We start from the raw sequence: 23587 nt of genomic DNA, 5'->3' as shown, positions 1-23587 counted from the left end.
CCGTGACGGCGGCGCGTCCTCCGCGTCACATCAGGCCAGCTTCGGGCGGTCTGGGGTCACGAGGCGTCGTGCGGGAGCGCCTCGGCTAAACTGACCAGCGGCGAACCGAGTCCTTTTCGTCGAGTCGTGCCCCGGTCAGCGCTCGCCGCGGAGGTCGTCAAACTGCCAGACCCGGATCCAGTCGATCCGATACACGCCCGAGACATCGCGCGCCGCAGCACCCGGCCAGGACCCCTCACCGCCTACCGCCAGGTTCGCGAGGAGGTACATAGGCCGGTGCATGTCGCCTGGCGTCGTCGTCTCATGCACCTGGACATCGTCGAGGTAGAATCGGATCACGTCCGGCCGCCAGGCGACGGCGAAGACATGGAAGCCGGCCGAAAGGTCCGGCGCGGGGATAGCCGTCACCTCGTCCACCTGGCGCCCATCCGGGCGGGCATGAACGGCAGCGTAGTATCTGCCGCGCTCATGCCCGAGCATCTCCATCACGTCGATTTCCGGCGGCCAGGCCCCGTCGCTCGGCAGGAGCCAGAAGGCCGGCCACAGGCCGCGCCCACGGGGCAACTGCGCGCGCATCTCGAAATACCCGTACTGCTGGTTCAGCAGACGATGCCCCATGATCATGCCGGAACGATGCGTCATGCCGTGCGGCAGGCCGGCGGCGGGCGCGGCGCTGATCTCCAGCACGCCGTCGCGCAGGCGGAAGGGGCCGCCGGGGCCGTCATCCATGTACCACTGCGCCTCGTGGTTGCCGGGCAGCGTTCGGTCGCCGCCGATATAGGTGGTGCGCCAGGCGCCACGGCCGTCGATCAGGCCGCTGGCGGAAGCGGCGAACCGGTCGAACTCCTCCGCGAAGGTCGCGTGCAGCCCCGGGCGGGACGCGGGCACACTCTGCGCCGACAGCCCCCCAGACACGAGGCTGCCTACCAGAGCGAAAAGAATCCACCGCGCGTGCATGACGTGCAGTCCGTCACTCCCCGCCGGCGCGAGACCGACGGGAGAACAACACGTCCATCTGCGCCGTGATCGGAAGCCGTAGGTCCTGCGGCGGCATGGGCGCTCGGAACTCGAGGTAGGACCGGATCTCGTACGAGTTCGCGATCGCACTGCTGCGGAACCCGGCAGCATTGAAGCGCGCGACCAGGTCATTGGCATCCGCCGCGCCGGGCAGCGCAGCATCGACCGAGAGCTCGGCCAGGACGTCCGTGCCGAAGGAAAAAGCCGCGAGATCCTGAAGGATGCTCGCGAGCACTGCGCCCTCGCCGCCCTCCACGTCGATCTTCACCAGCCGGAGCCGCGCCAGTTCGTCCCGCGTCAGGATCTGCGCCAGCCGAAGGGCGTCGACCTCGGCCTGCAGGCTCCGTCCGTCCCGAGCTACGGTGCTGGTGGTTCCGGCATTGCCGAAGCTCGGTGCGTACAAGGCGAGGCGGCCGCGCTCGGCCGCAACCGCCGCGGGGACGACGCGAACATTGGTCAGCCCGTTCAGCGCGATGTTGTCGCGCAGGACGCGCAGCGCGGCGGGCGAGGGCTCGACCGCCACGACGTGGCCACCGGGGCCGACGAGCCGCGACGCCAGAACCGTATAGTAGCCGATATTGGCACCGACATCGCAGAACACGTCGCCAGGCCGCAGCGTGTCCATGATCACCGCCGTGATATTCGGCTCCCAGACTCCGAAGTGGAACAACCGCGAGCCTATGAAGTCGAGCAGATCCACCTGGAGCCGATCGCCCGTGCAGAGCGTAGCGAAGCGCCGGCGCGACATCAGGTAGAGTCCGGCATTGAGCCGACGCCAGCCGGCATCCGTCATCGCCGGCGACAGGCGCATCATCCCGACCGCAAGGCGACGCGCGAACGCGGCCTGGCCATGGGGAATCCGCAACTTCGCCCCGGCCTGCCGGAGTTGGGGCAATGCCGGCCGCGCCTGTGAATCCCGCAGCGCGAGGAAGGCGTCCGCCGCACTGCGGGTGCGCTCGCGTTCCGCCTGATCCTGGTGCGGGGCGTTCAACCGCCGATCGCCCGCGCCTGGGCGCCAGCCTGCGTGAAAGGCAGGATGATGGCGATGAACTTCTGGTAGTCGGTGAAGGGAGAATTCGAGACGAAGATCAGGTCGTTGTCGCGCATTGGAAACTGCTGCGTCAGGAACAGCGTCGTGGGGTTGGTGAAGTCGGCCCGATAGACCGTCGGCACCTCGACCGGCGCGCCGGCGGGGGGCTCGAGGCCCATGCGACGCAGCGTCTCCGCGTTCTCGTAGCGGAACAGGAAGACCGCCTCCGGATTGGCACGGTCGTCCTGCAGGCCGCCTGCGCGGGCGACGGCATCCGCCAGGGACAGCCGCCGGTCTTCGAACGGGAACCGACGGTTCAACTGCGTGATGCTTGCGCTCTGTCCGACGGCGCCGAGCGCAAGGAAGTGGCGCGGCTCCCGGGTGATGATGATGGAATCACCCTGACGTAACTGCACGTTCTGCCGCGGATCGAACAGCACGTCGGCCAGCAAGGTCCGCTCACTGACCGCGCCGCGCTGCAGCGTCACCATGGTCTCGTGCGCAGGGAAGCGCGGACCGCCGGCGCGGGCGATGGCGCTGAGCAACCTCTCGCCGCCCGGGTCCATGCCGAAGCGGACTGAGGTCGTGACGTCGCCCGTCACGCTGACGGCGTTGGACCTCCGCTCCTGAATAGTCACAATCACCTGTGGTTCGAGCGCCCGGCTGCTGATGCGCTCGGCGATCGTGCGCTCAAGCTGCGCGGGCGTCAGTCCAACGGCGCGCACCGTGCCGCCGAAGGGCACCGTGATCGTGCCTTCCCGATTCACCTGCTGCGCCGGCAACTGCACGAAGTTCCCGGGCCGCGCGCCCGGCTCGGCGGGAAGATACAGCCCGCCGCGTTGCGCCTCGAAGATCGTGGTGCCGATGATGTCACCGATGCCGATGCGCACATCTGTCGCGCCCGCATTCGAGGACAGATCGCTGAAACGCCTGCCCGTCGGTTCGGCCGCCAGTCTCGCGACATTGGCGGGGTCGAGTGTGATGAGCGTGTAGCCTAGCGACGGGCTCTCGATCGGCCCGGGATTACCACTCCGTGACCGGGCGCCCGCCTGCACGTCGACAAGGCGCGGTCCGCTCGCCGGGATGAAGCTGCTGCACGCACCCTGTGTCAGCAAGACGAGCGCAATACCAAGCCTCGCGACAAGTCTCGGGCGTCGCACCCACGCCGTCGGCGTGCGTGGTACGCACCCAACATCTCCGCTGGCCGGCGTGCGATCCTGCGAGAGATTCGGTTCGGAGCGGCATGGCATCGGTCGTGTGTTCCTCTCCGGACGGACACTCCGGCGTAGCTTTCGAAGACCCGCCACGAAGGCGGCCCTTTTGGTCTTTTGCGCAATCCGGAGAACCGCACGGCTCGACCCCCATGACGGAGGCTTCCTGACTCCGGACCTGCCGACAGAACGCCAAATGACCGTTTGGGTTTCGTTGCCGACGTCGTTCGGCTACATCGGAATGCAACCCGTCCCCGGCAGCGCCGACTCTCGGATCGTCGCTCATGCAGCGATATCCGGAGATGAAGGACCCAATTCGCCCCTCGTTTCCTGCGCCCACTGGCCACGCGGATGATCCGCTTGGGCCGGCTGCTTCTGCAAAGCTCTGCGCGCAGCAGAACGAAGGCTCCCAAGAGTTGGCCAGCGCCGGAGCGCAAGGTCGCGCACTCGTTCGTCCACTGCGACAAAGCCGTATCCGGAGCCCGCGTCGGCTATCGCGACGCCGATGAAGCGGCCCATGAGCTCGATGACGATCGACTGCCTCATGCCGTGGCACTCCTCTGCCGTAGGCGGCGCTCTCCTCGCGGAGAGGCGGACCAGGTCTTGAAATGCTCCCAGCCGTCGAGCAACACCTTGAGCTCGGCCTCCTGTGTGATCCGAGCGATGCGATGCTTTTGCAGCGCGTTGCGTAGCGCAAGAATCGGATGACCTGGAGTTAGGTCGGCTCCAGTCTCGAACATCCCCAGGAACCGGCGCGCCAGCGCATCATCGTCGCGCTCCATCGTGTATGCCGCATACCCGATGACCGATGGGCGTCCGAAATCAGTCATCCTTCGCGCGAAGCTTCGCAGCAGCATCAGCCTTGGATGCGCCGCGATGATCGCGATCACGTCCGCCGAGGATGCCTTCTTCGCACGGGTGGATGGCGTACGCTGTTCATGGCGCCACAGCAGGTTCGCCATCGCCGCAGCAAGGGCGCGGTCCCCGAAGCACTCGAACGCATCGCCGACAACCACGCCGCGTCTGGCATGGATGTCGTAGGTCGCGCGCGCCTCCTCCCGAAGGCCCCGCAGAACTGGCATTTCCATCTCGCAGCCCGCGACGATGATTGCCTGCAGTCGGTGCTGCCCATCGAGCAGGCGCCCGCTGGCAGCAAAGCAGATCGGCTGCACGCTGCTGATCCAATTACCCTCCAGCATGTCTCGGGCAAGGGTGGCCACACGCCTGCCGCTAATGCGGCGACGGCCTGCGGATTGGGCAAGGTAGCGCGCGGCACGCAAGGGGCCGATCCTCTCGATCCCAACCCAGGGCCCGTCCTGTCGCCGTGCAAGATCCATGGATGGATCCGACTCGGCTGGCAGTACGGGCTCCACCGCCGTCATTGCCGACGCGCCAACCAGCTGCGGGAAGCGCGGCGCGGCGTCCCCCACAGGCCAAGCTGATCCGAAGAGTGGAGTGTCGTTCAGTGTCGCGGCCAGCGCACGGATCGCGAGTGCCAGAAGTCGAGCCTCGGAGGGCTGCGATGACGGATCGCCAAGCCCGGCACCCATCGCACCGATCCACCAGCGAAGTACTACTCCCGGCTCTGTCTGGCGGAAACATTCAGGGCGGCTGACGGCAGAAAGTAGCCGGTCCGTCTTGGCGCGGTCGATCGCATACCCCATGCAGATCAGCGGACTGCGAATAGCTTCCGGCAGGGGGCAGCCCGTCATCGCGAGGCTCACGCCAACCGCCCTTCCGATCATGGGATGGGCGCGCAGCGCCCCGTCAAGCGCAGCGCGACCAACGGCGGGCTCATGCTGCGCATCCACGGTTCCGGCCGCGCAGCGCACCAAAGTGCGCAGCGCCGCGTCCACGGCGCGCACGTGATCATTCCCGCGTGCCGCACATGGTCGAGGCGGCGCTCCACGGTGATGGCGTTGCAGGAGAACGCCGGCGTCGTCCTCGATTCCATCGGCGATGAGGGTCTCGAAGCCGCAGCGCGCCTCGACACAGGCAAGCATGCGCTGCATCCCGTCGAGGAGCACACCGTCGCGGGAGAATACGACCGGAATTCCGTTGAGAAGCCATCGCTGCTCGCGCATGGCGGTCGCGTAGGTTCTGACCGCACCAGCATGGCGCCTGGCGCCTTGTCGGCAGCGCTCGAGCACCCGGGCAGCCACGCCTGGGGTAATCTCCGCTATCCTGAACCGTATCGAAGTCGTAGCGGACGCCGGCGTGACGCGACATGCAGTACTGTCATTCGCGGAGTGGTCCGATACTCGGCCCGACGCATGTGGCATGCTCGCAGGACGCAGCGCCGTCATGGTGCGGTCTACCGCGAACGGTGCTTCAGACGACGCCCCTGAACAGGCGTGTGCTGCGACGAAGGCGGGCTGATTCTCGGAATACTCTGCACGATTGAACCTCCCAGCCCGGATGATCGATACGGCCGGAGTTCCAGCACGCATCCGATAGCGATTCACCGCCACAACGCCCGGCGCGCAGAATGTTTGCATCGCCCATCGCACAAGCACGGGCGCGGAATTTCGAGTGATGGGGCGGCAACCCTTGGCGGGGTGAAACGCTAGATCGCTGTTCGCTGCCTCGACTCGCTGGGCGGCAGAAGATGCGTCGGACGGCGGCTTGTGTCGCCTCAAAGCCAGGGAGCCTCATGGAAGGCACTGTCGAAGCAGCAGGGGCTGGTGCGCTGTACTGCGCAAAACGCATCACGAGCCCACTTTGGAGCAGCGTGGCGCGTCATGCTCGGGTCAGCCAGCGGATATCTTGGCGCTGCATTTCAGTCGCCTGCAACGCGAAGCGGCCTGCCTCACTGCGGGCCTGTGTGATCGCGACCGCACCATACGGCGAGTTCTGCGCAGGAACGGCTTTTCCGGATGATCGGCGCTGCGACCGGTGGCTCTGTGGCCTCCGCTGCACCGGTCACGCTCGTCGGCACCCTCCAGACCATGCTTGCACATGTCAACGTCGCCTTCGGCAGAATGAGGCGCCGTGCACAGGCACCCCCCCCGACGCAAGCAGCCACGCGCAGAAGGTCGAACATCAGGATCACCCCGCCCACCGAGTTGCCGTGCCCTCATGCTGCGCGAACGCCGAAGACAGCACCGGGGACTGCGGCCGCTACCACAATGGATCGAGCAGACCGCGACGCGTGCAGGATCCACGACGGTGCGACCTACGGCGAGCCATCAGTCACGCCTCGATCCGGGTTCTGACGAGGGCCCATTACACCCGCGATCTCCACGGCTCACGCCGCCGTACCCTGCCGGACCGCGCTGCTCGATCAACACACGGCATGCTGGCAGAGGTCCTGGCACAAGAAGTCCGCTTGTCACTTGGCCGTATCGAAAGCATGCATTGGAGCGCGCTCGACGCAGCGAGCGCTCGCCTGTCCGTTGCGCACTGATTTCAACCGAGGCGGCGGCTATGCCCGTGGCGCGGCGTGGTCAGTTCTCAGCGGCGGCACGTCGATTGTGCTGCCGCTCGCCGTCTTCGTCGTCTTCGCGCGCGTGCTTGGGCCGGAGATCATTGCGCGGTTTGCCCTGGCTGTATCGTTAGCGGAGCTTCTGAAAGCATGTGGCCTGCCCGGACTCTACGAGGCGTTGCTAAGTCGCCGGTCGGGACAGATACGGTGCCAGGCCGCGGCGCTGGCAGCGTTCCTCCTGAGTGGGCTCCTACTGCTCCCGATCTATGGCTTCGCATTGACGGCGCTGCTTTCCATGGCCGGCTTGGAGCCTGGAGGGGCTGAGCTGCTGTTGCTCCTGCTTATTGGCCTGCGGATTCCGATCGACCTCGCGCTGCTGCAACCGCAAGCCGAGCTTGCTCGGCGCGGGGCGTATGCGCGTCTCGCGGCGAGGGGCCTGGTCGGGAGTCTCGGCGCCACCACGATCGGCCTCCTCATTCTCGCAGCCGGGCAGCCGACGCTCGGCCTAGCAGCCTACACGCTGGGGCACTCCATCGGCAGCGCCCTTGCAACAGTCCTCGGTACCGGCACGCTGCGCAGGCCGCGATGGAATGGCGCCTGCCTGAGAGCGATGCTTCCGGAGGGGCTTGCTGCCTCCGCGGTGCGCTTCTGCGCAGCGGCCAACAATCAGTTGGATCAGCTTCTGGTGGGCGCAATCGCCGGTCCGCTGCCCTTCGCTCTGTTCAACCTCGCCAAGAGGATTGAGTCGGCCTTCGGAAGTCTTTCCACCACACTTGCCACCTCACTGTTCCAACCAGACTTCGCCGCGCGGACTACGGTGCCAGCACGGACAGCGGGGCTTCGCCAGGCGCTGACCATTGTATCCGCGACCTGCGGTGCGCTGGCGGCCGGCTTTGCTGTGAGTGCGGATTTGGTGATTGGCATCATGCTCGGGCCTGCCTGGATCGCGGCCGCGCCGGTCGCCGCGGTGCTGGCAGTCAGCGGCTATGGCCGAGCGATCGGCAGCGTCCATGCGGCGTTGCTGTCGGTCAGCGGCCGCAACGGGGGTCTCTTCCTCCGCTTTGCGTTCATGATCATCATCGGTGCAGTGCTAGTTGCCATCGGCGCCCACTACGGGGCGCTCGCCAGCGCAGTTGCTGTCGCCGTACAAATTCTCATAGGAGTCGCGATGCTCGCGGTGATGACGCGCAATGATGCTAGTGGTCTAGCATTGCAGATCCACACGGCGCACGCGGTGGCGCCATTCCTTACGATGATCGCCGCTGCAGCCTGCACCCGCTGGTTGGTACTCGGCTTTACCTGGAACGTCGAACAGCCGAACATTGGCCTGTCTGTCGTGGTGGCGCTGGCAGCCAGCACTACTGCCGCGGCCGTGGGAATGATCGTCGGGGTAGCGCAGATGCGGCGATCGTGGCGCCACATCTGCGGCGTAAGGCTTGCCGCGCAGCCGCCTTGCCGTGCGTAATGCGTCCGTCGTACATGCGCCTTGTATATCTCGTACACGACCTCGGTGATCCCGCCGTGCTGCGACGGCTCGATATGCTGCGCCCCTACCTCACGGCTGCCGTCGTGATCGGCTATCACCGTACCGGCGCAGCGCCGGCAGAGGTCGGAGGCTGGCCCGCCATCAGCCTGGGGCGAACGGTGGATTCGAAACTCGGCCATCGCGCCTGGTCGGTACTTCGTGCGCGACTTCTGCTTCGCCGGCTTCAACTGCACATGGTCGGCGCGACAGTCGTCATCGCGCGGCAACTGGAGATGCTGGTACTGGCCCGGAGCGCGCGCGAGCAGCACGCACCCGATGCGGTGCTGGCCTATGAATGCCTCGATATCCATAGGCTGATGGTCGTGCGATCACCGATCGGTTTTGCGTTGCGGTGGCTGGAGCGGCGACTGCTGCTCGCGACCGATCTTCTGATCGTCAGCTCAACCGCCTTCGTCCGTGAGCATCTGGCCGTAGTGCATGGTCAGCGCCTCCCTCCGATCTGCCTGGTCGAGAACAAGGTCCTGCGAAGTGACCTTACTTCGCTTCCGACGCGCTCATTGAAGCCCACGGGGCCGCCATGGCGCATCGGATTGTTCGGTGTGCTGCGGTGCCGGCGTAGTCTCGATCTTCTTGCTGCACTGGTGCGGCAGCTGCCCGGGAAGGTCGTGGTGGATCTCCGTGGTCGTCCATCCTATGCCGCCATCCCGGATTTCGACTCCATTGTCGCGACGACACCAGGGCTGCGCTTCCTCGGCGCGTATGATCGCCGGAAGGATCTTGCCGCCATCTACGGCGCCGTGCACTTCGTGTGGTCGATTGACTTCTTTGAGGCTGACGGGAACTCCCGCTGGTTGCTTCCGAACCGACTTTATGAGGGCGGTTACCACGGCGTTGTGCCGATCGCGCTCGCGGCGGTAGAGACCGGGCGTTGGCTGGCGACGCAGGGCGCTGGCATGTTGCTGGCGGAGCCACTCGCGGTCGACCTGCTCCGACACTTCTCGGAGCTGCGACCAGACGCATATGCGGAGGCTGCGGCGCAGGTCGCCCGGGTCGAGCGCAGCGCCTGGCTGGACGAGGGCCAGGACGGCGAACGGCTTGCTGCAGCTTTGTGCATCCGACGCCCAAAGCAGCATGCAGCCGCCTCAACCGCTCCTGTCACTCACAGGTCCCGTTGAGAAGCTTGATTTGCCGATCGAATTTGCGACGACCTTCTCCAGGCGATCGCAGTAGGCTTCAAGACTGTGGCTCTGCTCCATCGCGGTGCGCGCATTTCGTCCCATTTCGGCAGCCTCCTCTGGAGCGTCGAGCAGGCGCTGGATGGTCGCGCGTAACCCCTCCACGTCATGCGGCTGGGTGAACAGGCCGCTGATGCCCGGAACGAGGAAATCCGGCGGGACTTCCGTCAGTGTCGCGATCACGGCCCGGCCCATCGCCATCGCTTCCGCGATGACGGCATATCCGCAGGCATGCCGCGCAGGATGCAAGGGAACGACAACGAGGCGGGCGCGCCGGTAGAGCTCGCGGAGACCCGCATAGTTCCCGTAGGAACGCATCTCCACATTCGGCGGCAATTGCGGCGAGGCCTCTTTCGTCGCGACCGGGACCCAGGTGCTATCGGCAGCGATGCGAAGAGTGACTGGAAGGTCGCGCACGGCATCGACGAGCGTCGCATAGTCACGATTGGCAGCACCCGCGCTCGCGATTGGCCCGTCAGGCACGAAGGGAGTTCCGGCGTAGTACCGCGTATCTACTCCATATCCCGTCGCGTGGCATCGCTCATCCGGAATGCCCAGGACTGCTTGAGTCCGGACACGCAAAGATTCCGATAGGCAATGGAAGTGAACATGCCGCAGGTGCTGCAGGATCGGTGCGATAAGTCGTAGCTTTCGCGATTCGAGGTGATGCCCATGGAACATCATGTGGATGGGGATGCGGGAGCGGCGCGTAAGGGAAAGGAGGGCAAGCGGGATTCCGATATCCTCCCCTGATGCCAGGATTGCATCGAAGCCGCTTCCACGTGCCAGCACCAGCGACGCGAGGCGCAGACGGGGTAGGCGCCGCCGCAGCAGCCCAGGGATGTGGCGACCCGTTCCCCCGAGCGAGGATAGTGAGAACAGCCGACCGCCAAACCGCGTCAGATAGGCCTGAAATTCAGTCCTCGGGCCTAGCTTATCGTCCTGAGACGGCGGCGTATAAGCGCCAGACAGCACCCAGGCGCAGTGAGGTGAAGTCACGCCCTGGCCTTTCGGTTCCGATTCACGTTCGACCATCAGACGCATCCCGGCGGAGAGCACGACGTCGTTGGGTATGACGGAACCAGTGCCTTCGAGGGACCCATGGCGCTTCTTCGCGAGGCGCGTGCAAAGTCGGCTCCGTACGCGGCCATGACGAAGAGCAGGAAGGTCCCGATCGCGAATGGATACGGCGCGTCCACTTCGGCAAAGCTTCGCGCCCCGAGGCAAAAGAGCACCGCGACAAAGGCAGCCGTAGCCGGGGTCTGGTCGACCATTGCCAAGCGATAGACACGCTGAAGGGCGAGGCAAGAGGTGAGCAGCAACGCGATTACGCCGAACCAGCCGAGCTCGACCGCCACCTCCAACACCGTGTTGTGGAAGTGGAATCCCATGCGAGAGCCGATCCCGAAATCACGCCATATCGACTCCACAAGTGGATTCCCCTGCAACCAGAAGGCGTAGTACCCGACCCCAAGCATCGGATGCCTGCCGATCTCAGCCCATGCCGTGCGCCAGAGAAGCGTGCGACCCGTCATCGTCGCGTCCTTTCCCAGTACTTCGGTCACGAAGCCGGTCATCACCTCGTCCAACACGCCACTCATCGCAAGGAGCAGGACGATCCCCACTGCCGGTACGACGAGAACACCAAGGCTTGTGCCGACAACGAGGCGCTCGCGCGTATTCAGGCACGCAACGGCAGCCATGAGGGCAAGAACACCAAGAGACGCAACGGTCGTCAGCAGCGCGCCAGCAGAGCGCGCGAGGACAAGCAGCGGAATACTGAGAAGGAAGGATACCGTGGCGATCAACCTGAGGGGCACGGTCTGGCCGCGATCCAAGATCACGGCAGCCGAGAAGATTGCGAGCAACGACATGAACAGTGCCATGGTGTTCTTGCTTGCAAAGATCCCCAGGAAGACCGTTGAGCCTGTCATGCCATCGACGCCATAGCGGCCGAAGGCAAGCGATAGCACGGCGCCAAACAGCAGGCTGACAGACATAGCCGAGACAAAGGCACGTGGCCGCAAAAGGCCCGCTGCCAATGAGGCGATGCCAACGGTTAATGCGAGTTGGACAGCCGCCCGCAGCGTGACGCCAGACGCTTGGGACCACACCACGGAGAGGAGAGCGAAGGTCGGTACCAACCAGATGCCCGGCGCGCGAAACACGAGGCGCGCGCAGAGGTCAACGTACGGTGCGGCAACCAATCCCCATGCCAGGAGGAACATCCATGCACCCCACGAGGATCCACTCAGAGTTATGATCAGCCCGATGACGCACAGCACCGTAGCCAGCCATGCTAGGCGCTTCGTGGGGGCGGAGTTGAAGAGCTGATCGCGCACGATACGGTCCTACCCGAGGGGAGTGCGGTAATGCCGAAGCGCGGGAGAGACCACGGCCTCACGCGGCCCGTATGCCGCGCCGGTTTCGCGGTTTCGTCACCGACCTCGGCGACCGTGGGTGTCGATCACTTGGCGCAGGGCACGCCTCTAGGCTTGCCCGTGCAAGCTGTGGGTGCGGTTCAGTGTATGCAGGAGGTCGGCCCGATAGCTCGGTCAATGCCTCGGCTGATGGATGTGCCCGATGGGCTTCCTGTTTGACCATCCGACTGCGCACGGTATGCCCCCGAATTGCTGGTTCCGACGGCCAGAGCGATCGCGCGCTCGGCTGCAGTGCCGGGCGGACTCCCAACGGTTCCCTCGCTCGAGCCCGCGCAAGGCGCGACGCCAGGAAGTGCAGGGTTCACGATGGGAATTCGGAGTTCGGTCATGGACATGTCCTCTTCGGGCCAGCGCGGCGACGATCGAACAGAGGACGAATGGTCCTCGGCATAGAGCAAGCGCTTCGGCAGTCCTCAGTGTGCGGGCAACGTCGTCAGCGGCATCGTGGGCTACGGACGGCGTGTTGGATGTTGAAGGTGCGCGCACCACGCAGCAGTCGGATCCTGCGGAGTTCAACGGCGACCAAGCGCGGGAGTTGCATCGAGGGATGATGACAGCGCGCCAAGCCCGGGATCGGGTGCGCTGTCAGGACGTTGCGTGGCCCGAAGCCGATCGCCGGCGACTTGCGTACACGGAGTTTCGGGCGCCTGGCCCGCCTCCTTCTACCAGGTCAGCTACCTTTGCTCCCCCAGGAACGAAACGGTTGCCTTCGCCAGCCGGCGAGCAACGCGTCACCTTACGGGTCTTGGCTTGGCGCGGGAGCCGGTAACGGTCAGCGGGCCCAGTTGGAAATGCCACGTGTCTCCCGATGATGCGCCGCGTGCGCCGCACGACCATGGCAAGGACTGACCGCGGCGCAAGGAACCGCGAATCATTAGAGACACCAAGGCCCGGTGGATGATCTTTGTCAGCACCGATCGCATCTCCCTCACCGAAGACCTCGATGTCAGATCTGACCATAGACGACGCAACCATGCGCCACGTTCGCGCATTGGGTTCAAATGCAATTTGATATCGACGCCCCCGCCCTACGGCGAAACGCCAACCTTCCTGCCGAAGCGCAGCAACCGGAACGGTTTGCTGATGACCTCGTCGCCGTTCTGCCACGATTGCGGGTGCAAGCCCTCGCCTTGACCCGCAATCGCGCCGATGCCGACGACTTGGTACAGGCAGCAGTCACGAGTGCTTTGGCTGCGAAAGCAAGCTTCACGCCTGGTACGAATTTTGGCGCATGGATGTCTCGCATCCTGCGCAACCGGTTCCTTTCGGACCGGCGGCGAGCCCGGGAGACGGTAGACGTCGACGACGCCCCACCTGAAGCGCTGTCGCGCCCGCCCAATCAGGAAGACAATCTTGCACTGCAGGAACTCCGCGCGCACCTCGCCCGTTTGCCGGCGGACCAACGCATGGCGTTGGTGATGGTGTCCGTCCAGGGGCTCAGCTACCAGGAGGTCGCGGTAGCCATGGGCTGTGCCGTCGGCACCGCCAAATGCCGGGTCTTCCGTGCGCGACGTCGGCTCGAGGTGTTGCTCCTTGGCGCGGGAGGCAGTCGGCGCGCGAAGGGCGCGCTTCTCATGAGCGGCGCGTCACCGACGACGAAGCCAAGGCTGCCTGCCGCGACGGCCGCGTCGGGACGTTCCTCCCATGACGCCATGGCTGACGAAAAGGGACATGACCGCCTGAAGCGCGATGCGACAGCGCCACACGGTCGGCCGCGGGCGCGTGCGCGCACTGCACCGGCGTCGGACGGCGCCTTCGAGATTTGGCTGCGAGGGGAGCTTCACGCAATGTTCGATCACATCGCGGGCGAGCCTATCCCGGACGAGCTCCTTCGGCTGATCGGTGCGGCCCCCCCGGCGTGATCCGGCACGATGGGTCTCTGCATCGCGCGCGGCAGACCATCTGGTGGGACGACCTGCGCGGCGCTGAACAGGCGCTCGTTAGGGGAGGCGCTTTTCGTCATCCCGCGTCGCTGAGTCTGGAAGGGCGCCGGATGCTACAGCACGCCATCCGGCCTGGTCCTGCGGTTTGGCGGATGATAGGCGGGCAAAGGCAGGCGTTCCCTGTCCCAACCGACGCGACAGCCAGCCGAGCGAGATCTTCGCCGTCACGATCAGGCCCGACAAGAACCCACTCTTGAACACAGACATGACGTAGCGGCGCCCTGTCAGGACAGGGTGGACGAAGACCTCGCCGCTGAGACGCTGCAATTCGGATTCATGCGTCGGCGGCCACCAGTCATAGTGTGTGAGCTGACCAAAGGAGGCCAAGTCTCTCATGTTGAACCCATGCAGCGCGAGCTCAGTGCCCACGAAGGCCTCGCCGATCGGCCACTCCTTCGCGTCTGGCAGGTCGTACGCGCGGCCCTGTTCGAGACGGCGCTCAGCAAGGTGACGCACGGCTCGGGCTGAGAACACCGCGGCACAGATCAGGCTTGGCCGGATTGCGGCGGGCGGGTAAAAACGCAAGAGCGTACGCGTCCACCAATACCGATCTAATGGCTTCAAAATTGGTTCGCCCACGAAGTCCACATCTTGCGCACGACATTGCTGTATCAGTTCGTCGAGCCCAGCATTCGGGACAGCATCGTATTCGACCATAGCTATGTAGTCGTAGCTTGGATAAAGGTGCTGGAAATAGTATAGTGGATAATCGGCATTGTACCAGAGAAGCGAACCCTTCGCGATGGCGGCGAAACCGAGCGCCACGACATCCGACTCGCGAAAGCGAATGACTCGGTCAAAGTCGATCGGCCCAGCACTACGACGCGTCTCATCCATCATGAGAAAGACGTCAGCGGACGGCGCAGCAGCCACCACCTGCGCCAGCCGGCGGCGGACGAAATCGTCGAAATAGAAGGCCTTGAACACCACGGCGTACCGTCGCGTCATCGTCATAGTGGTTTCCAGCCCCTCCGGATCCGCAGGCCCGCGCCATCGCCGGTCGTGAGAGGTAACGGCAGGAAGATGGGTTTGGTTGCCCAGACTTTGTTCGCGCGTCCTGAGCCAGACCCTTCATCAACGTGCCGCGATCCATTCTACCCGGCGCGCAACCTGTGGCGATCGTGGCGGTTGAGTCTGTGGTACCGAACCCCTCGGCCAGCGAAACATGGACATTGCGCGTGCCAGGAGATGCTGCCCCCAATCACCGAGACGAGGATCGCCTGGTCGCGCCGGGATCGCGCGCGCCTGCGTTTTCGGCACGAGGACTCGCGTTCGGCGTGCTAGCGCTATCGGCTGCGAATGCGTTCCGGTTCATCATCCAGTTTCTGCTCTTTCCAGTGCTGGCACGCCTGTTGAGCCCGGCTGAATTCGGCCTCGTCGCGCTCGCCATGCCCGTGGTGCTGGTCGTGATGATGATGGGAGAGGGCGGAATGGGGCATGCCGTCGTGCGCGCATCCGACCCGCTCGGCGAAGTGGAAGCGACCATGTTCCTGACGGCGCTGGCCAATGGCACCCTGCTCGCGCTCTTTCTCTTCGTGGCGGCACCCTGGATCGCCTACGCCTTGTCGCACGAAGACATCACACCGCTGTTGCGCTGGTTGGCCCCCACGCTGGTCCTGGGCGCACTCTGCAGCGTACCTTCGGCACGCGCGCAGAAAGCCGGGACGACCTGGATTTTTGCCGTCGGCGAGATAGCGGCCACGACCGCCGGGGCGGCAGCCGCGCTCTATGGGGCGCTCGATGGATGGGGCGCCTGGAGTCTGGTGGCGCAGCAACTGGTGTTCTGGACAGTCAAGACGATCACGCTGCTCTCTCTCGCCGGCGCAGTGCTCCGTGCAAGGCCGAGTTGCGGTGCGCTCGGCTACCTCCTGCGCCATGGCACGCCGATGCTTGGCACAAACCTGCTTGCGCTGGTCTCGCGGTCAGCAGATTGCCTGATCGTCGGCCGATTCCTGGGTGCCGAGCAGGTGGGCCTCTATTCCCTTGCCGTCCAGATCGTCCGCATGCCGGAAGCGGTGCTGGTGGGGCCCGCCTTCGTGTCCTTCCTGCCCGCGATCGTGCGGCTGGAAGCCGACCGCCCGGCAGCAGCGCGGCTATTCACAACGACAATACGGATGATGCTGACGCTCGCGACGCCGATGATGCTGGGCCTCGCCTTGGTGGCGGATCTCGCCGTGGCCCTGCTGTTGGGTCCGCACTGGGCTGGGACTACACCCGTGCTGATGTTGTTGGCGCCAGCGGCAACGATGCAGGCGATTGGATGGCTGTCGATGGCGGTGCTGCTCGGTCGCGGACGTTCGGGGCTGCAGTTCCGCGTTGCATTGATTGGCACCACGCTCACGCTCGCAGGCCTGCTCATGGGCGTGGGCTACGGTCTAACCGGAGTCGCCGCAGGCATCGCAGCCGCGACGGTCGCGGGGAACGGCGTCTACCTCGCCACCGCGATGCGCGAACTGCGCCTCAAGCCAGGCGAACTTGCCGCCGCCATCTGGCCTCCCCTCGCAGCCGCTGTTGTCATGGCCGGCGGCGTCGTCGCGCTGCGCAGTCTGCTACCAGGCATCGGCGCGGTTCCGACCATGACCCTCGCGATCATCGGCGGCGCGCTACTCTATGTCGGTTCGCTAACCGTGCTGGCACCCGGACCGCTCGCCGCCGACATTCGACGCTTTCGGCGGCGTGCCGACCCGCAAGTCGGCTAACGCATAGTCACGCAACAGGCATGGGGGCCGGCGCGCCCAGTTGCACCGACCCTGCCGCCTCGGTCGGATAATGCCGCATCCGGGCCGGATCACACCCGTTCAACACCACGCCAAGGAACAACGCATCCGCGGCGGCGGTGCGCGACAATGCCTCCGCCAGCATTGACTGAGTCGTGCTGCCCCAGCGGGTGACAAGCACGAAACCGTCGACGAGGTCGCTGAGCCGCACGGCCGTGCCACTCGCCAGCAGGGGGGGCAGATCCAGGATGACGACGTCATGGCCCGCCCGCAACCGCGCCAGGATTCCGCGCGCCGATGCGGCAGTCAGCACTTCCCGCCTCCTGCCGAAGGAATGCGACTGGCCAATGAAGCGCAGACCAGTCTCGGGATCCGTCCACGCCGCTTCGGTCAGGCTGGCCTCGCCGGATGCGAGATCCTGCAACCCGATCCGCTGGTGGGGCGCAAGTGCTTCGGTCAGGCCGGGGGACGTCGCGTTCCAGTCGACAAGGACAGTGCGCTGACCCTCCGCCGCTAGCGCAAAGGCCAGATTAGCCGCGAAGGTGCTCGCTCCATCCTTCACGACTGCGGACACACAGCCGATCACCCGCACATCGCGTCCACGGGCCGACTGGCGTGCGGCAGCGACACGCACGCTGTGTACCGCCTCGGCGATGCCGGAGTCAGGATCGCGCACCGCCTGCAGGAAGGCAGTCGGCACCAGCCGCTGGCCCCGCAATGCACTCGTGCGTCGCGCCCGGCCCCACCGCCAGCCCTTTGCAAAGGTCAGTGCGTGGTGCCGGGGAACTACGCCCAGGCAGTCGAGCGCCGTCGCGCGGCGCAACTGCGCCATGGTACGCACCGTTCCGTCCATGGCCTCCCGCACCACCGCCGCCGTCATGCCAAAGGCCAATCCAAGCCCGAGCGCAACCGCGAGCACGATCGCGGCGCGCGGATGGCTGGGCTCGATCGGCGCAAGAGCCACGGCGGCCACCCGTGCGTCGGAGATGGGATAGGACTGGTCCTGCATCGCCTGGGTGAAGCGCTGCAAGAAGGTCTCGTAGATCTGCCGATAGGCGTCCGCCGAACTTTGTAGGGACCGAAGTTCGCTACGCTCGATGTTGGTCTGCGCGGCGATCGCGATCTGCTCCGCAAGCCGCTCCTGAATCACCTGCAGATTGGCTTGCGCGACCTCGTAGTCGCCCCGGAATGTCTCGGTCAGTCGCGCCAGCTCGTTCTGAATGCTGCGCTGCAGCTCGGCCACCTCGTTGCGCTGGAGGACGACTGCGCCGTGGTTTGCACCCTGCCGCGCCGTCAACTCAACAAGGCGGCGTGACCCGTCCAGGTATTGTTCCCGCAGCCTGGCCATGACCGCGTTTTGGCCCAGGTCGGAGACAACGCCCTCAGTCACGCCGTTGACCGTGCTCGCCCGCGCGCGCTGGTAGCGTGCCTGTGTCTCGGCGAGACGGGCGCGCGCCGCTGCAACCTGGACATTCAATTCACCGAGCTGCTGCTCGTTGAGCAGCCCGATTCCGGCACCGGTACCGACATCCACGATATTGTTGCGCGCCTTGTATTCTTGCACCGCGCGGTCTGCGGCGACGGCTTGGCCGCGCAGCTCGACGATGCGCGTCTCCAGCCAGCCACCCGCGCGGCGCGTTGTCTCCGAGATGGCGACCAGTTGCTGCGCCGTGTAGGCCTCGGTGACTGCGTTGGCGATCCGCGCCGAAAGCTCGCGATCCGGTGTGCGTACGCGGACCTCGACGACAGACGTCGTCCCGATGCGCCAGACTTCGAGCCTCCGCGACAGGCTAGTGCCGGCAACCGCCCGTCCGCGCGAAGCCGGATCGATCAGGGTATCGCCGGTGCCGGTGAGCCAAAGCTTCGCAGTCAGGAACATCGTCTCCACGAGCCCTGCCGGCCGCGGCATGAAGTCCGGGTGACTGTCGAGCTGCAGTCGTTCCACCACGCCACGGAGCGTTGCCGGGGAACGAATCAACTCCACCTGGCTCTCCACATAGGCACTCTCCGACTGCCAGTCCGCGCTCGATTGCTGGCCGCCAACCGGATGGGCGCGACGCGTGTCAATGCTGAGCGTCGCAACGGCTGTGTATTGCGGCGTCGCGCTCATGAGGTAGCCGACACCGATGATCAGCCCAAGTCCCCCACAGCCCGCGATGACCAGGAGCCGCCGGCGCAGGAATGCCACACCTGCCGGCAGCCAAGAGAAGGGGCTAGCATCGATCATGGGCGACGGCGTCGGGTTCGGCGCCTGCGGCGAAGCGAAGGGGAAGTTCAGCATTGGGCGGTTGCTCCTTCGCTCGGTGTCATGGGCCGCACGTCGCCGCCATGATCAAGATACTGACTCAACGTGCTGAAGGCGCCGGAGATGCATTCGTGTGTTTCTGAATCGGCGCGGCGACGTAGTCCGACGATCGTGCGGGGAGACTGCTTGCAACAGGGCCAGGCCGCGGCTGCACGTATCTCACGACGAAGCCGAGCGCCCAGCAGAGATGCATCGTCATCAAGGCCAGCCCGGCCGCCATCAGCTGTGTATCGCGGCGCCGTATCGTCTGGAGCATGCCCCAGGCGATGCAACACGCCGGATAGATTAGAACGAGCGCGGCAACCATTGGAGCGATTGGCGCCGCAGTGATGCCCGCGGCGCAGCCACCCAGTGCCAGGACCGGGATCATCTGGCGTGGCCGCGGTCGCAGATGATGCTTCCGCAGTGTCCGTGCCCTTCCGCAGCCATGGCGGAAGTATTGGCGGGCCAGTCCATCCAGACTGTCGCGCGGGAAATATACGACAAGCGCTTCGGCGCACATCCAGATGCGACCACCAGCGGCGGCGGCGCGCACATCGAACTCGGCATCCTCGTTCTGGGTAAAGGTCTCGTCGTACCCGCCGATCGATCGGAAGAAGGCGCGGTCGAAGGCAGCGTGGTGGCCGTGTTCGACGAAGCCAGAAGCACCACCCATACGATGCAGCGCACCGCCATTACCGAGCCGGCTGCCTTGTGCCGCGGCGATTGCGCGTTGCAGTCCAGCGCCACTCCTCGCTTCTGTCCGCATCGGCACAACCACCGATGTCGCGCCAGTCCGCAGCAGCGCCCCCACACATCGCCGAACGAAATCCGGCGGGTAGAGCGCATGCGCATCGGCGCGCAACAGAACTGTTGCATGCGGCGAGGCCAACTGCGCCGCCAGGTTCATCGCCGCAGACTGATTCCGGCGCGGATTGGTCAACGCGACAACGGATCCATGGCCTGCACGGAAGGCCTCGACGATCTCCGCCGTCCGATCCGTACTGCCGCCATCAAGGACAAGGATTTCGTATCTTCCGTCGGGCCACTGGCCGACCAGAGAGGCTAGGCAGGCTTCGATGTAGCGTTCCTCGTTCAGCGCGGGAATGACAATCGAGACGAAGGGATGTCTTGACGCCGCTGTGCTGAGCGCGCGAGGAGCGCGATCGTCGGAGAGTATGGCTGCAGCGCGATTCATGATGTTCATGGCTTGGCTCCCTGCCTACTCACTTGTGACCTAGCGACGAGGTGGATCAGGCTGCCCACGCGCTCGTTCCCGCAGTTGCGCACGGCGGTGTGCGAAGGTGCTCAATGACGTCGGCGTAGGCCGCCTTGGCGGAGAAGCTCTCTCGCGCCACCGCGAGCGCCGCCGCGGCGCGCGCTGCGCGGCGTTCACGCGCCTCCAGGAGACGCAGTACCTCCACCGCGAAATCCTCCGCCGTATCGGCAAGGGCGACGGCATCACGCAGCAGGCTGGACACGCCCTGCGCAGTAACTGTTGTGGCGACGATCGCCTTGCCGTGGCCAAGCGCCTCGATGAGCTTGATCTTGAGGCCCGAGCCGACCCGCAGGGGCGATACGACGACATCGGCACGGCGATAGACCATGGAGAGGTCAGTAACCCGACCGAGCGGTGTCGTGCCCGCCGGCCATTCACTGGACGTAAGCGCGTTACAGACCGTGCCAGCGATCATGATTCGCGCATCGGGGCGTACTGTGCGGATGCGCGGCCAGACGTCGGCGAAGAACCAGCGCAGGCCGTCGATATTGGGCGCCGTGCCGCTGCCCACGAAAAGGAGCCCGGCTCCCTCGCCCGGCTGCGCGGCATCGACAGGTTCGACCGCCATCGGCGCGACGATGACAGCTTGGCCGGACGGGAGCATCCGTCGCGCCGCAGCCGCTTCGTCGTGCTGGATCGCGATGACAAGCTGCGCGCCGGCAAGCATCTCCGCCTCAGCCGGCGCGGCGAGCGCAGTGACGCTGTCACGCGCGCCAAGCGCCCCAAAGGCGGCGGAGCGACTGGAAATGAGGTCGTGCATGACGACCGCGGAGATCGCCCCGGGGCTTAGCGCATACGGGATCCCGGGTGTCAGGAACGCATAGTCGGCCAGAATGATGTTCGCTTCACCACGCGCTTCGGTGGCAATGAAAAGGAAGTCTGCCGCTGTCCATGGCATTGCCACCGCATAGGGGGCAGGCCGCGCAAGGGCTGACAGCAGCGTGATGCCGGTCCGGCGGGCAAATCGGTCCGCGATGCCGAGGATCGCACGCAGAGCGATGCGCGGGTCCCGCGCGACGAAGATGCCGCCGATACGAAACGTCCCGCGCATTGCCACGCGCTCAAAGACTTCGCGATCGCCCGCGACGCGGACCAATGGCACTCGGCCGAGAGTGCCAGGCGACGGACAGACCAGATGGAGCGCGAAGCCCGCCTCGCGCAGGGCGCGACACAGGCTGAGCAGATAGGCGGAACTCCCGCTCGCGCCCGCGGTCAGGCGCTGACGTGACAGCACGCAGATCACAGGACGCCGATCAGTAGGCAATGCCGGCGGGACACCGGCGCGAGCCCGGCGGCGGAAGCGAGCGATGAGGCAAGCCGGGGCCAATAGCCGGCTGACGATCTGAACGGCACGAGGCTGCCGCGCAAGCACCGTCAGCGCAGCGACGAGGCGGCGCTCCTTGATGCAGGCGATGGCAAGTTCCGCTGCCGCCGCGGTGTGGATGCTGGCGAGCCGCGTGTCCAAGGCCTCACGCAATGGAGCGACGACATCTGCGCCTGCCCATGCCCGAAATCGGCCATCCGCCACGACCATGGCCTGAAGCGCTGACGGCGACAGCCTGTGGGAGATGGAAGCGGTGTGGCGGCGGTAGAAGTACAGCAACTCGGGGATGACGTGGAACCGCGCACCACGGACAAGCAGTCGCAGAACGAGGTCGAAGTCCTCTGCAATGTGCAAGTCCTCGGCGTAGCGGATCCCCCAAGCAGCCAGGACCTCGCGCCGGATCAGCGGCTTCAGGTAGCCCAGCGGTACGGCTCGCGAAAAGAGGCAGTTGGCCCTGATGTATTGGTGCGCCTCGATCCAGGCCGGCGAGGCGGCAAGGGCACCGCGCAACAGGCGCTGCGGCCGCGCACGATGGTCGTCACGGAACACCAGCAGGTCGTCAGCGATGATGTCCGCATTGACGCTCTCTGCGGCGGCGACGAGGCGACGCAGCCGGTCCGGATGGACGATGTCGTCGCTATCGACAACCGCCACCCAGCGCCCCCGTGCCAGGGCCAGCGCACAGTTTCGGGCGGCGGAAGGCCCGCCATTGGACGGCAGGCGCACGATCAGAAGCCGAGGATCATTACGCGCAAACGACTCTGCTATCGCGACGCTGCCGTCCGTCGAAGCGTCATCGACGAAAATGATTTCGATGTGCACAAGCGACTGAGCGAGGATCGAGCGCAGTGCATCGCCGAGATGTCTTGCACCGTTGAAGTTCGCCACGACGACGCTGACGATCGGACTCATTTGCTGGCGACCGGAAATCTGCCATCGCCGCTTATCGGCACAACGGGCTCGTAGCCTCCGAGACGCGCGGAGTTCGTGCGCGCCGGCACTACGAAAGCCCGGATGATCGTCATGATGGCTTGCCGATGCGCGGGTTCCACGATGTCGCTGAACATCCGGACCAGCGCCATGAGGTCGTCGTGGTGCCCGGTCGTCGGCCAAGCAGGGAGCATCGTGTTCGGCTGGCCGAGCAGGATGTCCGCGCGCACGCAGAGTGCGTCAGCAATGGTCAGCAGTCGGCTCGCAGCGACTCGCGACGTGCCGACTTCATAACGCTGAAGCTGGACGCAACTGACGCCGACGATGGCGGCGAGGTCCTTCAGCGTCATCCCCGCAGTGCGGCGCAGGCGGCGGATTTTCGCGCCGAGAATCCGATCCGCGTCAGCCGGAGCGCGCTTGTTTTCAACGGACGTCGCAGCGGGCCTGTGCGGTCGTCCTGTTCCTGGCCGCGGATCCATCACATCGCACCGCGACGCGCGAGGACAGCTGGGATGGTGCGCAGCAGGATCATGGCATCGAGAAGCAGCGACCACTCGGTGACATAGCGGATGTCGAGTGCTACCCGCTGCTGGTAGGTGGTGTCGCTGCGTCCGCTGATCTGCCAGAGACCCGTGATTCCAGGCCGTGTTGCGAGGTAGGCGGTCTCGCCCTGGATGCCGTAGTGCTGCTGCAGTTCCTCGGGCACTACCGGGCGGGGCCCGACGAGGCTCATCTCGCCGCGGAGGACATTCAAAAGCTGCGGCAATTCATCGAGGCTGGTCGCTCGCAGGAGCTTCCCGATACGCGTGACGCGCGGGTCGTCAGCGAGCTTCCGACGCGCGGACCATTCACGAGCGGCCTCGGCGTCAGTCGCGAGATGGCTCGCCAGAAGCTGATCGGCCGCGGTGACCATCGTGCGGAACTTGACGCAGCGGAATGGCCGGCCGCCGAGTCCGACACGGGTATGCCGATAGAAGGCTGGCCCACCATCGAGGCGGACGACGAAGATCAGGATGAGCAGCGGGGGGAGCAGGATGAACAGCAAGGTCATCGCGCCGGCAATGTCCGAACCGCGCTTCAGCGCTCGCGCAAGGCGCTGGGCCCGCGGCAGCGGCAGAATTCGATACGGCACATTTGGCGTGGGAGTGGCTTGCGAAAGGATCGTAGACAGGCTGTTTCCTGGGAATGGCGGCGCCGACATTCGATGTGTTCCCACGAGTTGAACGCCATCCGTCACAATTCGTGACGGCGACTTTCGTTCAAAAC

16 protein-coding genes and 1 pseudogene are annotated in these 23587 nt (G+C 65.5%); 4 read left to right on the top strand and 13 right to left on the bottom strand.

Annotated features, from left to right (window positions below; genetic code table 11):
• Positions 1-135: 135 nt before the first annotated feature.
• From HW577_RS27020 to HW577_RS00555, 5 genes are all read right to left on the bottom strand, one after another.
• Complete coding sequence (locus tag HW577_RS27020; protein WP_198374099.1) at positions 136-888, bottom strand: glycoside hydrolase family 16 protein; 753 nt, start codon at positions 886-888, stop codon at positions 136-138.
• Positions 889-970: 82 nt separating this feature from the next.
• A complete protein-coding gene (locus HW577_RS00570; protein ID WP_198374098.1) occupies positions 971-2008 on the bottom strand; it encodes an FkbM family methyltransferase in 1038 nt (345 codons plus the stop codon).
• Positions 2005-3162, bottom strand: coding sequence for a polysaccharide biosynthesis/export family protein (locus tag HW577_RS00565; protein ID WP_198374097.1), 1158 nt, complete (start codon positions 3160-3162; stop codon positions 2005-2007). The genes HW577_RS00570 and HW577_RS00565 overlap by 4 nt, the downstream gene beginning before the upstream one ends.
• A gap of 378 nt (positions 3163-3540) precedes the next feature.
• Complete coding sequence (locus tag HW577_RS00560) at positions 3541-3804, bottom strand: hypothetical protein (protein ID WP_198374096.1); 264 nt, start codon at positions 3802-3804, stop codon at positions 3541-3543.
• Positions 3801-5342, bottom strand: a complete 1542-nt coding sequence (locus HW577_RS00555; RefSeq protein WP_198374095.1) for a hypothetical protein — start codon at positions 5340-5342, stop codon at positions 3801-3803. Before HW577_RS00555 ends, HW577_RS00560 begins: the two co-directional genes overlap by 4 nt.
• A gap of 1311 nt (positions 5343-6653) precedes the next feature.
• On the opposite strand from HW577_RS00555, the gene HW577_RS00550 reads away from it, so the two are divergent.
• Positions 6654-8147: an oligosaccharide flippase family protein gene (locus HW577_RS00550; protein ID WP_198374094.1), complete on the top strand. Its 1494-nt coding sequence runs from the start codon at positions 6654-6656 to the stop codon at positions 8145-8147.
• Positions 8148-8203: 56 nt separating this feature from the next.
• On the top strand, positions 8204-9343 hold the full coding sequence (locus HW577_RS00545) for a glycosyl transferase family 1 (RefSeq protein WP_198374093.1): 1140 nt from the start codon (positions 8204-8206) through the stop codon (positions 9341-9343).
• On the opposite strand, the gene HW577_RS00540 is transcribed toward HW577_RS00545, so the two are convergent.
• Both HW577_RS00540 and HW577_RS27015 read right to left on the bottom strand, forming a co-directional pair.
• Positions 9311-10438 carry a glycosyltransferase family 4 protein gene (locus HW577_RS00540; RefSeq protein WP_198374092.1) on the bottom strand — a complete coding sequence of 376 codons (1128 nt, stop codon included), beginning with the start codon at positions 10436-10438 and terminating at the stop codon, positions 9311-9313. The two genes, HW577_RS00545 and HW577_RS00540, sit on opposite strands and share 33 nt — an antisense overlap.
• Positions 10438-11745 carry an O-antigen ligase family protein gene (locus HW577_RS27015; protein WP_198374091.1) on the bottom strand — a complete coding sequence of 436 codons (1308 nt, stop codon included), beginning with the start codon at positions 11743-11745 and terminating at the stop codon, positions 10438-10440. The genes HW577_RS00540 and HW577_RS27015 overlap by 1 nt, the downstream gene beginning before the upstream one ends.
• Positions 11746-12944: 1199 nt before the next feature.
• Here HW577_RS27015 and HW577_RS26360 point away from each other — a divergent pair.
• Positions 12945-13382 (top strand): annotated as a pseudogene (locus tag HW577_RS26360) (sigma-70 family RNA polymerase sigma factor); the annotation flags it as partial.
• A 402-nt stretch (positions 13383-13784) separates the two neighbouring features.
• On the opposite strand, the gene HW577_RS00525 reads toward HW577_RS26360, so the two are convergent.
• Complete coding sequence (locus HW577_RS00525; RefSeq protein ID WP_198374089.1) at positions 13785-14741, bottom strand: hypothetical protein; 957 nt, start codon at positions 14739-14741, stop codon at positions 13785-13787.
• Positions 14742-15064: 323 nt separating this feature from the next.
• Here HW577_RS00525 and HW577_RS00520 point away from each other — a divergent pair, with 323 nt between their 5' ends.
• A complete protein-coding gene (locus tag HW577_RS00520) occupies positions 15065-16486 on the top strand; it encodes an oligosaccharide flippase family protein (protein WP_198374088.1) in 1422 nt (473 codons plus the stop codon).
• Positions 16487-16493: 7 nt separating this feature from the next.
• Here HW577_RS00520 and HW577_RS00515 read toward each other — a convergent pair whose 3' ends face one another.
• From HW577_RS00515 to HW577_RS00495, 5 genes are all read right to left on the bottom strand, one after another.
• Positions 16494-18785, bottom strand: a complete 2292-nt coding sequence (locus tag HW577_RS00515; RefSeq protein WP_198374087.1) for a GNVR domain-containing protein — start codon at positions 18783-18785, stop codon at positions 16494-16496.
• 64 nt (positions 18786-18849) lie between these two features.
• Positions 18850-19995, bottom strand: coding sequence for a glycosyltransferase family 2 protein (locus HW577_RS00510; protein ID WP_198374086.1), 1146 nt, complete (start codon positions 19993-19995; stop codon positions 18850-18852).
• A gap of 46 nt (positions 19996-20041) precedes the next feature.
• Positions 20042-22303 carry a glycosyltransferase gene (locus HW577_RS00505; RefSeq protein ID WP_198374085.1) on the bottom strand — a complete coding sequence of 754 codons (2262 nt, stop codon included), beginning with the start codon at positions 22301-22303 and terminating at the stop codon, positions 20042-20044.
• Positions 22300-22800, bottom strand: a complete 501-nt coding sequence (locus HW577_RS00500; RefSeq protein WP_269769478.1) for a helix-turn-helix domain-containing protein — start codon at positions 22798-22800, stop codon at positions 22300-22302. The genes HW577_RS00505 and HW577_RS00500 overlap by 4 nt, the downstream gene beginning before the upstream one ends.
• Complete coding sequence (locus HW577_RS00495) at positions 22800-23522, bottom strand: sugar transferase (protein WP_198374083.1); 723 nt, start codon at positions 23520-23522, stop codon at positions 22800-22802. Before HW577_RS00495 ends, HW577_RS00500 begins: the two co-directional genes overlap by 1 nt.
• Positions 23523-23587: the final 65 nt, after the last annotated feature.

It is taken from the genome of Neoroseomonas rubea, assembly GCF_016106015.1.
Classification (GTDB): Bacteria; Pseudomonadota; Alphaproteobacteria; order Acetobacterales; family Acetobacteraceae; genus Neoroseomonas; species Neoroseomonas rubea.
This window is presented reverse-complemented; position numbering and strand designations above follow the sequence as displayed.

What these genes read in the sequence shown, in the direction of transcription:
- HW577_RS00540 (WP_198374092.1), bottom strand. Translation starts at nt 10,438, where the DNA reads ATGGTCGAACGTGAATCGGAACCGAAAGGCCAGGGCGTGACTTCACCT.
- HW577_RS00500 (WP_269769478.1), bottom strand. Translation starts at nt 22,800, where the DNA reads ATGGATCCGCGGCCAGGAACAGGACGACCGCACAGGCCCGCTGCGACG.
- HW577_RS00505 (WP_198374085.1), bottom strand. Translation starts at nt 22,303, where the DNA reads ATGAGTCCGATCGTCAGCGTCGTCGTGGCGAACTTCAACGGTGCAAGA.
- HW577_RS00525 (WP_198374089.1), bottom strand. Translation starts at nt 14,741, where the DNA reads ATGACGATGACGCGACGGTACGCCGTGGTGTTCAAGGCCTTCTATTTC.
- HW577_RS00560 (WP_198374096.1), bottom strand. Translation starts at nt 3,804, where the DNA reads ATGAGGCAGTCGATCGTCATCGAGCTCATGGGCCGCTTCATCGGCGTC.
- HW577_RS00555 (WP_198374095.1), bottom strand. Translation starts at nt 5,342, where the DNA reads ATGCGCGAGCAGCGATGGCTTCTCAACGGAATTCCGGTCGTATTCTCC.
- HW577_RS00495 (WP_198374083.1), bottom strand. Translation starts at nt 23,522, where the DNA reads ATGTCGGCGCCGCCATTCCCAGGAAACAGCCTGTCTACGATCCTTTCG.
- HW577_RS00515 (WP_198374087.1), bottom strand. Translation starts at nt 18,785, where the DNA reads ATGCTGAACTTCCCCTTCGCTTCGCCGCAGGCGCCGAACCCGACGCCG.
- HW577_RS00510 (WP_198374086.1), bottom strand. Translation starts at nt 19,995, where the DNA reads ATGAACATCATGAATCGCGCTGCAGCCATACTCTCCGACGATCGCGCT.